This window comes from Streptomyces sp. NPDC002004 (assembly GCF_053593975.1).
In genome coordinates this window covers 371,980-386,250 of record NZ_JBSFDP010000005.1, presented here as the reverse complement: position 1 = coordinate 386,250, position 14,271 = coordinate 371,980, and the positions used below count along the sequence as shown (strand labels likewise).

The following is a 14,271-nucleotide window of genomic DNA, read 5'->3' as shown; positions in this document are numbered from 1 at the left end:
CGAGGGGTCCGGCGGCCGCCTCAGTGCGCATCGAGCGTGACCGTGAACGAGAAGCGGTCGCCGCGGTAGTGGATCACGGCCACGTCCAGGACACGGCCGTCCTCGTCGTAGGTGATGCCCGTGTAGTGCAGGATCGGGCTGAGCAGCGGCACATCGAGCAGCCGGGCCGTCTCCGGATCCGCGAGGCGGGCCTCGACGGTGTCGGTGATACGGCTGATGCGGACGCCGACCACGTCCCGGAGCACCTTCGTCATCGGCCAGCGCTCCAGATCGCCGAGGTCGATCCGCCCGGCCAGCTCCGGGCGCACCAGATTGCGGGCGTGGTTCGTCGGCTCGCCGGTCTTCTCGTCGCGGCGCAGCCGGTGGTACGCGGCCACCTCGGCCAGATCCGGGAAGTGTTCGGCGCACTCGGGCGGCACGGGGACGATGCCGTGGTCCAGCAGCCGGGTCGTCATGCCCGACTGCTGGGCCACGATCGCGTCCACGGAACCCAGCAGCCGCACGGGGGCGCCGCGCCGCGCCGCGGGCTCGATGAAGGTGCCGCGCCGCCGGTGCCGGGTGATCAGCCCCTCGTCCTCGAGTTCCTTCAACGCCTGGCGCATCGTGAGCACGCTCACGCCGTAGTGCCCCGCGAGCTGCTCCTCGGTGGGCAGCCGCAGCGGCGCGTCCGGCGTCCGGCCGAGTATGGACGCGCGCAGCGACTGCGACACCTGGTACCACAGGGGCAGCTTGCGGTTGAGGACGATCGAGTCCGGGGCGAAAGCGGTCACGGGCACTCCGTACTAGGACGGGTTACGGCCGTTCACGGCCGGAAATGACGCTCAAGACCCTCCCACACGGCGTCGTAACCGCGCTGCAGATGGTCGGCCGAGGCCGCCTGGGCGGTCGCGGTCACCGGCCAGCGGGTCTCGAACATGAAGGCAAGACCGTCGTCGATCTTCTGGGGCTTCAGCTCGGCGCTGCTCGCCCGGTCGAAGGTCTCACGGTCCGGGCCGTGCGCCGACATCATGTTGTGCAGCGAGCCGCCACCCGGGACGAAGCCCTCCGCCTTGGCGTCGTAGGCACCCTCGATCAGGCCCATGTACTCGCTCATCACATTGCGGTGGAAGTACGGCGGCCGGAAGGTGTCCTCGCCCACCAGCCAGCGGGGCGCGAACACCACGAAGTCGACGCCCGCGAGGCCGGGGGTGTCGCTCGGCGAGGTCAGCACCGTGAAGATCGAGGGGTCCGGGTGGTCGTAGCTGATGGTGCCGATCACATTGAAGCGGCGCAGGTCGTAGACGTACGGCACATGGTTGCCGTGCCAGGCGACCACATCCAGCGGAGAGTGGTCGTAGACGGCTGTCCAGAGATTGCCGCAGAACTTGTTGACCACCTCGACCGGGCCCTCGACGTCCTCGTACGCGGCCACGGGCGCCTTGAAGTCGCGGGCGTTGGCCAGGCCGTTGGCCCCGATCGGGCCCAGGTCCGGCAGCTGGAAGGGGGCACCGTAGTTCTCGCACACATAGCCGCGCGCCGTCGGGCCCTGTCCGCCGCCGGACGCGGCGTCCAGCAGCTCCACACGGAAGCGGACCCCGCGAGGAATCAGGGCCACATGGCCGGGCTCCACATGCAGCAGCCCGAACTCCGTGCGCAGCAGCAGTCCGCCGCGCTCGGGAACGATCAGCAGCTCACCGTCGGCGTCGCTGAACACCCGGTCCATGGAGGCGTTGGCGTGGTACAGGTGCACCGCCATGCCCGTGCGCTGTGTGACATCGCCGTTGCCGCCGAGCGTCCACAGGCCGGCGAGGAAGTCGGTGCCGGGGGCGGGCTCCGGCAGGGGGTTCCAGCGCAGCCGGTTGGGGTCGGGCACGGTCTCGGTGAAGGGCGCCGAGCGCAGGGCGCCGTTGTCCGTGCGCACGAACGCCGGGTGCGCGGCCGACGGGCGGATCCGGTAGAGCCAGGAGCGGCGGTTGTGCGCCCTCGGCTCCGTGAACGCCGAGCCGCTCAGCTGCTCGGCGTAGAGGCCCAGCGGGGCGCGCTGCGGGGAGTTGCGTCCGTCGGGCAGGGCGCCCGGCACCGCCTCGGAGCTGTGCTCGTTGCCGAAACCCGAGAGACAGGTCAGCCCCTCGGCGGTCTTCCGCGCGTCGTCGACGCTCATCTTCGCTCCCTCGTCACTCATTCCTATGCATCACCGTAGGATTCCGTGATCCGCCGCGCAAGAGGGATCCGCGGGAGCGCCCCACGACGACGGCGGGCGGCGAAGGTGAACGCTCCTCTACTCTCCGCACGGCCCTTCCTCTACGCTCCGGGGGATGCCGTCGCCGTACCGGATACGCACCGCGCCCACCGCACGCGCCCGAATCGGGCGGTGCCTCGCCCTGTGCGCACTGCTCACCGCCGCAGGCGTCGGCTGCGGCCCCGCGGACCACGGCGGCGCGGCCGGCACCCTGCTCGGCACGACCGACGGCGACGGCCGCCACTACCGCCAGGTCGACCCGGCCGGCGCGCCGGAGGTCGGCCTCGCCGTCCGGCCCGGCGCCCGCGGCGGCTGGGACGTACGGCTCACGCTGCGCAACTTCCGCTTCTCGCCCGCCGGTGCGGGCAGCCCGGCCGCCCCCGGCCGCGGAAGCGCGCAGCTCTCGCTCGACGGCCGTCCGCTCGCCCGCCTGCACGGCCCGCGCTACCACATACCCGCAGGTCTGCTCTCCCGCGGCACCCACGAGGTCACCGCCCGCCTCTGCGCCGACGACCGCACCGTGTGGGCCGTGGCCGGCAGGCCGGTGGAGAGCAGAGCCTCCCTGACGGCGCCCCGCTCGACCCCCGCGGCCGCCCCCTGATCCCGATGCGGCCCCACGGCCCGCTGTTCCCGTACCGCCCCGCACCTCCCCGCAGGGGAAAGCCCACCCGTATGCGAAAGGCGCCATGAAGCACGTACCCCCGTCGCACTCCCTGCGCCGCACCCCCGTCCAGCGGCGCAGCGCGGAACGGCTGGCCCGCATCCTCGACGTCTGCGCCGATCTGCTCGACGAGGTCGGGTACGACGCGCTCAGCACCCGGGCGGTGGCGGCCCGCGCGGGTGTGCCGATCGGCTCCGTGTACCGCTTCTTCGGCAACAAGCGCGCCATGGTGGACGCGCTCGCCGCCCGCAATCTGGAGCGGTACACGGAGCGCATCGCCGAGCGCATGGACGGCGTCCGGGCCGGTGACTGGCGCGCCGCGATGGACGCCGTGCTCGACGAGTACCTCGCGATGAAGCGCACGGTCGCCGGATTCTCGCTCGTCGACTTCGGCAACCAGATACCCGTGGGAGCCCCCGGCTCCGGCCCCAACCACCTGCTCGCCGACCGCCTCACCGACCTCCTCGCGGCCCATCTGGAACGCGAGCCGGACGACGCCCTGCGCCGCACCTTCCTCGTGGCGGTGGAGTCCGCCGACGCGCTCGTCCAGCTGGCCTTCCGGATGAGCACCACGGGAGACGAGCGGATCATCGACGAGACGCGGGAGCTGCTGCGGGCGTATCTGGCCCGCAGCCTGGACTGAGGTGTTCCCCCGGTCCCTGCCGCCGCGTGACTCTCGCCTCCGTGCATACCGGTCGGTATGCTCGGGTCGCCCGCGCGCCAGCGCCGCCACCCGCACCGGGGAGTGCCCATGCCCGCACAGGAGACAAACCGGACCGCCCTGCGTGTCTGCCCGCTCTGCGAAGCCACCTGCGGACTGACCCTGACCATCGAGGACACCCGGGTGACCGGTGTCCGCGGGGACCGCGACGACGTGTTCAGCCGCGGATTCATCTGCCCCAAGGGCGCGTCCTTCGGCGCCGTCGACACGGACCCCGACCGGCTCACCACGCCCCTCGTGCGCGAGAACGGCAGGCTGCGCGAGGCGACCTGGGACGAGGCGTTCGACACCGTCGCCGCGCACCTGCGGCCGATCGTCGAGGAGCACGGGCCGAACGCCGTCGGTGTCGTGCTCGGCAACCCCAACGTCCACACAGTGGCCGGGGGGCTCTACCCGCCCGCGCTGATCGGAGCGCTCGGCACCCGCTCGCTCTTCACGGCCAGCACGGTCGACCAGATGCCCAAGCACGTCTCCAGCGGCCTGCTGTTCGGCGACCCCTTCGCGATCCCGGTGCCCGACCTCGACCGTACGGACCACCTGCTGCTGATCGGCGCCAACCCGCTGGAGTCCAACGGAAGTCTGTGCACTGCGCCCGACTTCCCCGGACGGCTCAGGGCGCTGCGGGCGCGGGGCGGCACGCTGACGGTCGTCGACCCGCGGCGCACCCGCACCGCGCGGCTCGCCGACCGGCACGTGGCGATCCGCCCCGGCACGGACGGGTTCCTGCTGGCGGCCATGGCGCAGGTCCTCTTCGAGGAGGAGCTGACCCGGCCGGGCGCGCTCGTGGACCTGGTGGACGGCATCGACGAGGTGCGCGAGGCCGTGCGGGAGTTCACCCCCGAGGCCGTCGCCGAGCGGTGCGACGTACCCGCCGGGACCGTGCGCACACTCGCCCGGGAGCTCGCCGCCGCACCGACCGCAGCCGTGTACGGGCGCATCGGCAGCAGCACCGTCTCCTTCGGGACGCTCACCAGCTGGCTCGTCGACGTCCTCAACGTGCTCACGGGCAACCTCGACCGGCCCGGCGGAGCCCTTTTCCCGCTGTCCGCGACGGACAGGGCCCCGCGGCCGGCCGGACCCGGCAAGGGGTTCGCACTGGGCCGCTGGCGCAGCCGGGCCGGGGGTCACCCGGAGGCCAAGGGGGAACTGCCCATCGCCGCACTGGCGGAGGAAATCGACACTCCCGGCGACGGCCCGGGCGGCGGCCCGGTCCGCGCCGTGATCTCCATCGCGGCAAACCCGGTGCTCTCCGCGCCCGACGGGCACCGCCTCGACAAGGCCCTGGAGTCCCTCGACTTCATGGTCAGCGTGGACCCGTACCTCAACGAGACCTCGCGCCACGCCCATGTGGTGCTGCCCCCGCCGCGGCCCTCCCGCAGCCCCCACTTCGACTTCGCCTTCAACGGACTCGCCATACGCAACCAGGTGCGCTACACGCGCGCCGCGGTGCCCCTCGACCACGGCGCCATGGCGGAGACGGAGATCCACGCCCGGCTGGTGCTCGCCGCGGGGCGTGGGACGCACGGAGCGCAGCCGGAGGCCGTCGACGCGATGGTCGTCGACCGGACCCTCGGCAAGGAGGTCGCCGATCCGCACTCCCCGGTGCACGGCCGCGACCCGCGCGAGCTCGCGGGGCTCCTCACCGGTGCGAACGGCCCGGAACGCCGGCTCGACATGATGCTGCGACTCGGCCCCTACGGCGACGGATTCGGGGCAGATCCGAACGGGCTGAACCTGGAGCGGGTGCTGGCCCACCCGCACGGCATCGACCTCGGACCGCTGCGGCCCCGGCTGCCGCAGGCGCTGCGCACCAGGAGCGGACGCGTCGAACTGCTTCCGGAGCCCATCGCCGAAGAACTGCCGCGCCTGGCCCGGGCCCTGCGTGAACCGTCGGACGGGCTGGTCCTGGTCGGGCGCCGCCATCTGCGGTCCAACAACAGCTGGATGCACAACGTCCGCCCCCTCACCGGGGGTTCCAACCGCTGCACCCTTCAGGTCCACCCGGACGACGCGGCCCGGCTCGGCCTCGCCGACGGCGTGGCGGCGCGCATCAGCGGCGCCGGGGGAGAGGTCACCGCCCCGGTGGAGATCACGGACACCGTCCGGCCCGGCGTGGTCAGCCTTCCGCACGGCTGGGGCCACGACCGCCCCGGCACCCGCCTGAGCGTCGCAGCCCAGGACCCCGGCGTGAACGTCAACCAGCTGCTCGACGGCACCCTGCTCGATCCGCTGTCGGGGACGGCGGTGCTCAACGGGGTGCCGGTACGGGTGGGCGCGGCAGGGTGACCGGCACCGGACCTCCGCCGGGCAAGGCCGGGTGACCGACATCGGACCCCGCCGGGCGCCGCCGGTTGACCGGCCCGCCCGGCCCGGTGGCACGATGCCCGGGGAGACCTGCGCGACATCGGCGCGGGGACCTCTGGCGCCCAAAAACTAACACCGCTAGTTTAGGGCGGGTACGACAGCCGCAGCCCGGGAGGAAACACGATGAAGCCCCACGACGGCATGTACATCGACGGCGCATGGCGCACCGCCGCGGGCAGCGGCACGATCGCCGTCGTGAACCCCGTCGACGAGCAGGTGATCGGCCATGTCCCGGCGGGCACCGCCGAGGACGTCGACGCCGCCGTGCGCGCCGCCCGAGCCGCCTTCCCCTCCTGGGCGGCCACCCCGCCCGCCGAGCGCGCCGCCCGGATCGCCGCGCTGCGCGACGCGCTCGCGGCCCGCGCCGACGAGATCGCCGAGACCGTCACCGCCGAACTCGGCTCGCCCCTGGCGTTCTCGCAGCAGGTGCAGGCCGGTCTGCCCATCGCCGTCGCCGGGACGTACGCCGAGCTGGCGGCCTCGTACTCCTTCGAGGAGAAGGTCGGCAACTCGACCGTCCTGTCCGAACCGGTCGGCGTCGTCGGGGCGATCACCCCCTGGAACTATCCGCTGCACCAGATCGTCGCCAAGGTCGCACCCGCCCTCGCCGCAGGCTGCACCGTCGTCCTCAAGCCGGCCGAGGACACGCCTCTGACGGCCCAGCTCTTCGCCGACGCGGTGCACGAATCGGGGCTGCCCGCCGGTGTGTTCAACCTGGTCACCGGGCTCGGCCCGGTCGCGGGCCAGGCACTCGCCGAGCACGCGGACGTGGACCTGGTCTCCTTCACGGGCTCGACCGCGGTCGGAAAGCTCATCGGAGCCACGGCGGGCGGCGCCGTCAAGCGGGTCGCCCTGGAGCTGGGCGGGAAGTCGGCCAATGTCATCCTGCCGAGCGCCGACCTCGCCAAGGCGGTGAACGTCGGCGTCGCCAACGTCATGTCGAACTCCGGCCAGACCTGCAGCGCGTGGACCCGGATGCTCGTCCACGAGGACCGGTACGACGAGGCCGTCGCCCTCGCCGCCGAGGCCGCGGCCAAGTACGGCGACCGCATCGGCCCCCTCGTCAACGCCAAGCAGCGCGACCGCGTGCGCGGCTTCATCGAGAAGGGCGTCGCCGAAGGCGCCCGGGTCGTCGCCGGCGGTGCCGACGCACCGCGCGATCAGGGCTACTACGTCAGCCCCACCGTCTTCGCCGACGTCACCTCCGAGATGACCATCGCTCAGGAGGAGATCTTCGGCCCCGTCGTCTCGATCCTGAAGTACACGGACGAGGACGACGCGCTGCGCATCGCCAACGGCACCGTGTACGGACTCGCGGGCGCCGTGTGGGCCGGCGACGAGGCGGAGGCCGTCGCCTTCGCCAGGCGCATGGACACCGGTCAGGTCGACATCAACGGCGGCCGCTTCAACCCGCTCGCCCCCTTCGGCGGCTACAAGCAGTCCGGCGTCGGCCGGGAGCTCGGCGCGCACGGGCTCGCCGAGTACCTGCAGACGAAGTCCCTCCAGTTCTGAGCCCCGCACAGCTCTCAGGTCCGCCCCTCCCGAGGAGTACGTGAACGTGGTCCGCGCCGCCGTCCTGCCCGCCGTCGGAGCTCCGCTGGAGATCACCGACATCGTCCTGCCCGAGCCGGGTCCCGGCCAGGTGCGGGTGCGCCTCGCCGCCGCCGGGGTCTGTCACTCCGACCTGTCCCTGTCCGATGGCACCATGCGGGTGCCCGTTCCCTGCGTGCTCGGCCACGAGGGTGCGGGCACCGTGGTGTCCGTCGGCGAGGGCGTCACGCATGTCGCGCCCGGCGACGGCGTCGTCCTCAACTGGGCACCCTCCTGCGGCGCCTGTTTCCACTGCTCCATCGGCGAGGTTTGGCTCTGCGCCAACGCCCTCGTCGGCGCCGGCGCGGTCTACGCCAAGGCGGCCGACGGCACGGACCTGCACCCCGGACTGAACGTCGCCGCGTTCGCCGAGGAGACCGTGGTGGCCGCGGGCTGCGTGCTCCCCGTCCCCGACGGGGTGCCGCTCACCGACGCCGCCCTCCTCGGCTGCGCCGTGCTCACCGGCTACGGCGCGGTGCACCACGCCGCGCGCGTCCGCGAGGGCGAGACGGTGGTCGTCTTCGGCGTGGGGGGCGTCGGCCTGGCCACGATCCAGTCGGCCCGTATCGCCGGAGCCTCCACGATCGTCGCCGTCGACGTCTCGTCCGAGAAGGAGGGCCTCGCGCGCGGCGCCGGGGCCACCGAGTACGTCGTCGCATCCGACGACACCGCCCGCGACATCCGCAAGCTGACCGGTGGTCAGGGTGCCGACGTCGCCGTCGAGTGCGTCGGCCGCGCCCGGACGATCCGTACCGCCTGGGATTCCACCCGGCGCGGCGGCCGCACCACCGTCGTCGGCATCGGCGGCAAGGACCAGCAGGTCTCCTTCAACGCGCTGGAGGTCTTCCACTGGGGCCGTACCCTCGCCGGTTGCGTCTACGGCAACTCCAACCCCGCCCAGGACCTCCCCGTACTCGCCGGCCACATCCGGGCCGGCCGCCTCGACCTGGGCAGCCTTGTCACCGACCGGATCGCCCTCGACGGCATCCCGGCGGCCTTCGACAACATGCTCGCCGGCAAGGGCGGCCGGGCCCTGGTCGTTTTCTAGGGACAGGAGGGCCCTTCGGCTTCGGGGCAGGACGGCCCCTCGGCCTCGGCTCCGTCGGGATCCCCGCGGGTCGGGCCCGTTCGCACCGACGCCGGCGTGGTCTCCGGCTCCCTCGGCTCACACCCGGGGGAGGGAGCCCGCGCCGCGCCGGGGCACGGAGTGCGCCCGGCCGCGGGGACGGTCGTGCCTGCTGCACGCCGCGCCCCCGGGGCCGCCGATGTGCTGCGCGCCCATCCGCAGCGGACCGACCCGTCAACGCCCGGGCCGCACCGGCCCGTCACCGGCGCTCGCCGCCCCCGCGAACGCGACACGGCGACCCCTGCCAGGCACAGTGCCCCGCCGCCGAGCGTGAGCGGACCGGGCACCTCGTCGAGCGCCACCCAGGACAGCAGCACGACGAAGGCGGGAACGGCGTAGGTCGTGGCGCCCATGCGGCCGGCCGTGGTCCGCGCCAGGGCGTAGGCCCAGGTCGTGAAGGCCAGCGCGGTCGGGAACAGGCCCAGATACAGCATGTCGAGGGTCGCGGGGACGGGCGCCCGGGCGGCGTCGTGGACGAGCTGCCCCGCGAACGGCAGACAGCAGACCGCCCCGATCAGACACCCGAACGTCGTCGCCTGCAGCGCGCTCGCCGAACCGAGCGCGGGCTTCTGCGCCACCACCCCGCACCCGTAGGCAAGCGCGGCGAGCAGGCACAGTGCCACGCCCAGCACCGAAGCACGGCCCTGGCCCGACATCGACATGCCGACGGCGACGACGCCCGCGAACGACACGGCCATGCCGCCCAGCAGACGCGGCGGCAGCGGATCGCCGAGCAGACGCGAGCCGAGCAGCGCCATGACCAGGGGGCCGACGTTCACCAGCAGCGCCGCCGTGCCCGCGTCGACCTTCTGCTCGCCCCAGTTCAGGGCCACCATGTAGCCGCCGAACCACAGCACCCCCGACAGCGCGATGCCCCGCCAGGCCGTACGCGGCGGCAGGCCCTCGCGCCGGACGGCGCACACCACGCCGAGCGCGGCCGCACCGACCCCCATCCGCCCGAGCGCGAGCGCGCCCGGCGCATAGGCATGCCCGGCGCTGCGCACCGCCACGAAGGCGGAGGCCCACAGCACGACGGTCACAGTCGCCGCGAGGGCGGGCAGCACCGCCGAACGGCGCCAGGAGGAAGGTGACTCGGGCAGGGCCCGCACCGTGGGGTGCGCCGGGGACTCGGCTGGGGAGTTCGTCATACGACGAGGCTAGGAGCGGGACGGTTCGGCGCCGACCGAACCGTGTGCGGTACGGTCCGCCCGCAACCGCATCGGTGCCCCCGGAGGGACACGGCTCAGCGCAGCGCGGACGGCTCGATCCCCAACGACGCCGCCAGGGCGTCCTCTCCGGCCTGCGTGACCTTCACCGCGCGCTCCGAGCCGATCCGTACGCACCACCCCGCCGTCAGGGCGTGCCGGCACAGCGCGGCTCCCGCCGTACCGGCGAGGTGCGGGCGGCGCTCGGTCCAGTCGAGGCAGCCCCGGGCCAGCGGCCGCCGCCCCGTGCGCTCCAGCGCGATGCCCTGCTCGGCGAACCAGCTCAGCCCGTCGTCGGTGAGCGCGAACCCGGTGTCCTGCCGCAGCAGCCCCCGCGCGGTGAGCGCATCCGTGACGGCCATGCCGAGCCGCCCGGCGAGATGGTCGTAGCAGGTCCGGCCGCGCGCCATCGCCGAGCGTGCGCCGGATGCGGCGAGGGTCCGCGGGGCCGCGGCCCGGGGCGCGGCGTGCGCGGTCAGGTCCTCGACCAACTGCGCGACCCGGTCGTCGGCGAGGCGCACGTACCGGTGCCGGCCCTGCCGCTCCTCGGCGAGCAGCCCGCCCGCGACCAGTTTGCCCAGGTGCTCGCTCGCGGTCGACGCGGTGACTCCGGCGTGCCTCGCCAGTTCACCGGCGGTCCAGGCGCGCCCGTCGAGCAGGGCCAGCAGACACGCGGCCCGCGTCTCGTCGGCGATCAGAGCGGCCAGGGCGGCCAGTGCCGGTGCGGCGGTGTTCCCGGACGGGCGGGACGTCCCGCCCGCCGCGGCGGAAGGGGCCGCGGCGGTTGCGTACGCGTTCCTGGAGACCATGACACCAGCATGCGCGCCCGACGATGCGGCGACGGCCGAAAGGTCGTCGCAGGGCGCCGCCGTGGCACCCCGGGTCCGTCAGGCCGTGCGTGTGAGCTGCTCGTACTGCAGGGACAGACCGTCGAGAAGCGCCGTGAGACCCGTGGCGAAGGCCCGGTCGTCGATCAGCTCCTGGCGCTCGGCGAGGAGGTGGGCCTGGCCGAGGTGGGGGTAGTCCGCCGGATCGTAGGCGGTCTCGTCGTCGACGAATCCGCCGGCGAAGGAGCCGAGCGCCGAGCCGGTCACGAAGTACCGCATCAGTGCACCGATCGACGTGGCCTGCGCGGGCGGCCACCCCGCCCCGACCATCGCGCCGAACACGGCGTCCGCGAGCCGCAGACCCGCCGGGCGGCGCCCGGGGCCGCGGGCCAGCACCGGGACGATGTTCGGATGGTCGCGCAGCGCCGCCCGGTAGGAGACGGCCCAGTCGTGCAGGGCGGTCCGCCAGTCCCGGCCGTCCTCGAACATCGACAGGTCGACCTGGGCGCTCACCGAGTCCGCGACCGCCTCCAGGATCTCGTCCTTGGTGCGGAAGTGGTTGTAGAGAGAGGGCCCGCTGACCCCGAGTTCGGCGGCGAGACGGCGGGTCGACACCGCCGGGAGCCCCTCGGCGTCCACGAGCGCCCGGGCCGCTTCGACGATGCGGTCGGTGCTCAGCAGGGGCTTGCGCGGTCGGGCCATGCGGCACATAGTAGGGCTGCCACACAGAAACTAGCAGTGCTAATTTAAATCGGGAGTGGTCACCGTGAACCTCGAGCTCAGCGAGGAGCAGTCCGCCGTCCGGCGGCTCGCCAGGGACTTCGTGGACCGGGAGGTCGCTCCGTACGCCGCCACATGGGATCGCGCCGAGGCGGTGGACCGCTCCGTGGTCGGGAAGCTCGGCCGGCTCGGCTTCCTCGGCCTGACCATCGACGAGGAGTACGGCGGCTCGGGCGGCGACCACCTCGCGTACTGCCTGGTCACGGAGGAGCTGGGGCGCGGCGACTCGTCCGTGCGCGGCATCGTGTCGGTGTCGCTGGGCCTCGTCGCCAAGTCGATCGCGCACTGGGGCAGCGAGGAGCAGAAACGCCGCTGGCTTCCGGGCCTGACGTCCGGCGAGTACGTCGGCTGCTTCGGCCTCACCGAGCCGGGCACCGGATCGGACGCCGGCAACCTCGCCACCAGGGCCGTGCGCGACGGTGACGCGTACGTCGTCAACGGCACCAAGATGTTCATCACCAACGGCACCTGGGCCGACGTCGTCCTGCTCTTCGCCCGCACCGGCGACGCCCCCGGCCACAAGGGCGTCTCCGCCTTCCTCGTGCCCACCGACACCCCGGGGCTGACGCGGCATGAGATCCACGGCAAGCTCGGCCTGCGCGGCCAGGCCACCGCCGAACTCGTCCTGGAGGACGTGCGGGTCCCGGCGTCGGCGATGATCGCACCCGAGGGCAAGGGCTTCTCGGTCGCCATGTCCGCGCTCGCGAAGGGCCGTATGTCCGTCGCCGCCGGCTGCGTCGGCATAGCCCAGGCCGCGCTCGACGCCGCCGTACGGCATGCGACCGAGCGCGAGCAGTTCGGCAGGACCATCGCCCACCACCAGCTCGTACAGGAGCTGATCAGCGACATCGCCGTCGATGTGGACGCGGCGCGCCTGCTCACCTGGCGCGTCGCCGATCTGATCGACCGCGGGCAGCCCTTCGCCACCGAGTCCTCCAAGGCCAAGCTGTTCGCGTCCGAGGCCGCCGTCCGTGCCGCGAACAACGCCCTGCAGGTCTTCGGCGGGTATGGCTACATCGACGAGTACCCGGCGGGCAAACTGCTGCGCGACGCCCGCGTCATGACCCTCTACGAGGGCACCAGCCAGATCCAGAAGCTGGTGATCGGCAGGGCGCTGACGGGCGTGTCGGCCTTCTGACGCCCGGCCCCGCGCCGGGTGCGGTCTGAGTACCCGTCTGAGTACTCCGACGGATGTGGCCCGGGCCCCGTCCGGCGAGGCTGGGCGCATGACTGATACATCCGTCAAGCAGCAGAGCACGGCGGCGTTCTACGGCCAGGCCGCCGCCTCCTTCTCCGTCGCCCTCCTCGCGACGGCCATCGGCATCTACAGCCTCCGGGCCGACGCCTGGGTCCGTGGTTTCCTCGGCATCGCCGTCCTCTACCTCGTCACCTCCTCCTTCACCCTCGCCAAGGTGATCCGTGACCGGCAGGAGGCCGGGCAGCTCGTCACCCGCGTCGACCAGGCGCGGCTGGAGAAGCTGCTCGCGGAGCACGACCCCTTCACAAAGCTCTAAGCGACCGCTCAGCTTCGGGGTATGGTGTTCGTCCTGGAAGAGGGAAGGGGCCAGCGATGACCACGGCGGAGGAGACGGCCGGCGGCGAGAGCCAGCCGTGGGGTGAGGTCACCCCGGACGCGGCCCGGAGGCTGCTCGTCGCCGCGGTGGAGGCCTTCGCCGAGCGCGGGTACCACGCGACGACCACCCGGGACATCGCGAGCCGGGCCGGGATGAGCCCGGCCGCGCTCTACATCCACTACAAGACGAAGGAAGAGCTGCTCCACCGCATCAGCAGGATCGGCCACGAGAAGGCCCTGGAGATGCTCCGTTCGGCGGCCGACGCCGAAGGCACCGTGGCGGAGCAGCTCGCCGACGCCGTCCGCTCCTTCGTGCGCTGGCACGCCGCCCAGCACACCACCGCCCGGGTCGTGCAGTACGAACTCGAGGCGCTGGGCGACCAGGCGCGCGAGGAGATCCTTGCGCTGCGCCGGCGTACCGATGCCGTCGTGCGCGACCTCATCGAGGACGGGGTGCGGGCCGGGGAGTTCGACGTCGCCGACGTGCGGGGCACGGCGACCGCGGTGCTGTCGCTGTGCATCGACGTGTCCCGCTGGTTCAACGTCGCCGGACGCCGGACGCCCGACGAGGTCGGCGCGCTCTACGCCGACCTCGTGCTGCGGATGGTGGGGGCCAGGAGCCCTCAGAAGTAGTAGCGGGACACCGACTCGGCCACACAGACCGGCTTGTCGCCGCCCTCGCGCTCGACGGTGACGGCGGCGGTCACCTGGACTCCGCCGCCGGCCTCCGTGACGTCCTTCAGCACGGCCGTGGCCCGCAGGCGCGAGCCGACCGGTACGGGGGCGGGGAAACGGACCTTCTCGGTGCCGTAGTTGATGCCCATCCTCATGCCCTCGACCCGCATCACCTGGGGCACCAGGGCCGGCAGCAGCGACAGGGTCAGATAGCCGTGGGCGATCGTCGTCCCGAACGGCCCCGCGGCCGCCTTCTCCGGGTCCACGTGGATCCACTGGTGGTCGCCCGTGGCGTCCGCGAAGAGGTCGATCCGCTTCTGGTCGATCTCCAGCCAGTCGCTCGGGCCCATCGGCTCGCCGACCGCTGCGCGCAGCTCGTCGGCGGACGTGAAGATCCTCGGCTCTGCCATGTGTCCCGGCCTCCCAAACGTTGTCTAAGCGCTTGCTCAGCATGGTCGGCGGGGTGGGTCCCTGTCAACGGAAAGCGGTGCCCGCGGGGCAGGATCCCGCGGGCCGGTGCCGGGCATCAGG

Annotated in this window: 13 protein-coding genes and 1 pseudogene; 8 read left to right on the top strand and 6 right to left on the bottom strand. The window is 73.1% G+C overall.

The window, feature by feature from the left end; genetic code table 11:
* Window positions 1–20: 20 nt before the first annotated feature.
* A complete protein-coding gene (locus ACWCP6_RS12060) occupies window positions 21–770 on the bottom strand; it encodes a GntR family transcriptional regulator (protein ID WP_450932267.1) in 750 nt (249 codons plus the stop codon).
* 32 nt (window positions 771–802) lie between these two features.
* Window positions 803–2,140, bottom strand: coding sequence for a homogentisate 1,2-dioxygenase (gene hmgA / locus ACWCP6_RS12055; protein WP_450932266.1), 1,338 nt, complete (start codon window positions 2,138–2,140; stop codon window positions 803–805).
* Window positions 2,141–2,294: 154 nt separating this feature from the next.
* Here hmgA and ACWCP6_RS12050 point away from each other — a divergent pair, with 154 nt between their 5' ends.
* The 5 genes from ACWCP6_RS12050 (at window position 2,295) to ACWCP6_RS12030 (ending at window position 8,602) form a co-directional block, all read left to right on the top strand.
* Window positions 2,295–2,819 carry a hypothetical protein gene (locus ACWCP6_RS12050; protein WP_450932265.1) on the top strand — a complete coding sequence of 175 codons (525 nt, stop codon included), beginning with the start codon at window positions 2,295–2,297 and terminating at the stop codon, window positions 2,817–2,819.
* Between the two features lie 85 nt (window positions 2,820–2,904).
* A complete protein-coding gene (locus ACWCP6_RS12045) occupies window positions 2,905–3,522 on the top strand; it encodes a TetR family transcriptional regulator (RefSeq protein WP_450932264.1) in 618 nt (205 codons plus the stop codon).
* 108 nt (window positions 3,523–3,630) lie between these two features.
* Window positions 3,631–5,886: a molybdopterin oxidoreductase family protein gene (locus ACWCP6_RS12040; protein ID WP_450932263.1), complete on the top strand. Its 2,256-nt coding sequence runs from the start codon at window positions 3,631–3,633 to the stop codon at window positions 5,884–5,886.
* A gap of 201 nt (window positions 5,887–6,087) precedes the next feature.
* Entirely contained in the window at window positions 6,088–7,476 is a 1,389-nt protein-coding gene (locus ACWCP6_RS12035) for an aldehyde dehydrogenase family protein (protein WP_450932262.1), read from the top strand.
* A gap of 46 nt (window positions 7,477–7,522) precedes the next feature.
* Window positions 7,523–8,602, top strand: coding sequence for a zinc-binding dehydrogenase (locus tag ACWCP6_RS12030; RefSeq protein ID WP_450932296.1), 1,080 nt, complete (start codon window positions 7,523–7,525; stop codon window positions 8,600–8,602).
* A 272-nt stretch (window positions 8,603–8,874) separates the two neighbouring features.
* Here ACWCP6_RS12030 and ACWCP6_RS12025 read toward each other — a convergent pair.
* The 3 genes and pseudogenes from ACWCP6_RS12025 to ACWCP6_RS12015 all read right to left on the bottom strand — a co-directional run.
* Window positions 8,875–9,828, bottom strand: a pseudogene (locus tag ACWCP6_RS12025) (DMT family transporter); the annotation flags it as partial.
* Window positions 9,829–9,923: 95 nt separating this feature from the next.
* Complete coding sequence (locus ACWCP6_RS12020) at window positions 9,924–10,694, bottom strand: ArsR/SmtB family transcription factor (RefSeq protein ID WP_450932261.1); 771 nt, start codon at window positions 10,692–10,694, stop codon at window positions 9,924–9,926.
* A 78-nt stretch (window positions 10,695–10,772) separates the two neighbouring features.
* Entirely contained in the window at window positions 10,773–11,414 is a 642-nt protein-coding gene (locus ACWCP6_RS12015) for a TetR/AcrR family transcriptional regulator (RefSeq protein WP_450932260.1), read from the bottom strand.
* Between the two features lie 64 nt (window positions 11,415–11,478).
* Between ACWCP6_RS12015 and ACWCP6_RS12010 the strand changes: the two genes are divergently transcribed.
* From ACWCP6_RS12010 to ACWCP6_RS12000, 3 genes are all read left to right on the top strand, one after another.
* Window positions 11,479–12,630 carry an acyl-CoA dehydrogenase family protein gene (locus tag ACWCP6_RS12010; RefSeq protein WP_450932259.1) on the top strand — a complete coding sequence of 384 codons (1,152 nt, stop codon included), beginning with the start codon at window positions 11,479–11,481 and terminating at the stop codon, window positions 12,628–12,630.
* Between the two features lie 88 nt (window positions 12,631–12,718).
* Window positions 12,719–13,006: a YiaA/YiaB family inner membrane protein gene (locus ACWCP6_RS12005; RefSeq protein WP_450932258.1), complete on the top strand. Its 288-nt coding sequence runs from the start codon at window positions 12,719–12,721 to the stop codon at window positions 13,004–13,006.
* 56 nt (window positions 13,007–13,062) lie between these two features.
* Window positions 13,063–13,698 (top strand): TetR/AcrR family transcriptional regulator, encoded by a 636-nt coding sequence (locus ACWCP6_RS12000; protein ID WP_450932257.1) that lies wholly within the window; start codon window positions 13,063–13,065, stop codon window positions 13,696–13,698.
* On the opposite strand, the gene ACWCP6_RS11995 is transcribed toward ACWCP6_RS12000, so the two are convergent.
* Window positions 13,689–14,150, bottom strand: a complete 462-nt coding sequence (locus tag ACWCP6_RS11995) for a MaoC family dehydratase (protein WP_450932256.1) — start codon at window positions 14,148–14,150, stop codon at window positions 13,689–13,691. The two genes, ACWCP6_RS12000 and ACWCP6_RS11995, sit on opposite strands and share 10 nt — an antisense overlap.
* Between the last annotated feature and the right edge of the window lie 121 nt (window positions 14,151–14,271).

Excerpts from the sequence above, each read along its gene's own strand:
- ACWCP6_RS12035 (WP_450932262.1), top strand. The coding sequence starts at position 6,088 with ATGAAGCCCCACGACGGCATGTACATCGACGGCGCATGGCGCACCGCC.
- ACWCP6_RS12000 (WP_450932257.1), top strand. The coding sequence starts at position 13,063 with ATGACCACGGCGGAGGAGACGGCCGGCGGCGAGAGCCAGCCGTGGGGT.
- hmgA (WP_450932266.1), bottom strand. The coding sequence starts at position 2,140 with ATGAGCGTCGACGACGCGCGGAAGACCGCCGAGGGGCTGACCTGTCTC.
- ACWCP6_RS12050 (WP_450932265.1), top strand. The coding sequence starts at position 2,295 with ATGCCGTCGCCGTACCGGATACGCACCGCGCCCACCGCACGCGCCCGA.
- ACWCP6_RS12015 (WP_450932260.1), bottom strand. The coding sequence starts at position 11,414 with ATGGCCCGACCGCGCAAGCCCCTGCTGAGCACCGACCGCATCGTCGAA.
- ACWCP6_RS12040 (WP_450932263.1), top strand. The coding sequence starts at position 3,631 with ATGCCCGCACAGGAGACAAACCGGACCGCCCTGCGTGTCTGCCCGCTC.
- ACWCP6_RS12005 (WP_450932258.1), top strand. The coding sequence starts at position 12,719 with ATGACTGATACATCCGTCAAGCAGCAGAGCACGGCGGCGTTCTACGGC.
- ACWCP6_RS12045 (WP_450932264.1), top strand. The coding sequence starts at position 2,905 with ATGAAGCACGTACCCCCGTCGCACTCCCTGCGCCGCACCCCCGTCCAG.
- ACWCP6_RS12020 (WP_450932261.1), bottom strand. The coding sequence starts at position 10,694 with ATGGTCTCCAGGAACGCGTACGCAACCGCCGCGGCCCCTTCCGCCGCG.
- ACWCP6_RS11995 (WP_450932256.1), bottom strand. The coding sequence starts at position 14,150 with ATGGCAGAGCCGAGGATCTTCACGTCCGCCGACGAGCTGCGCGCAGCG.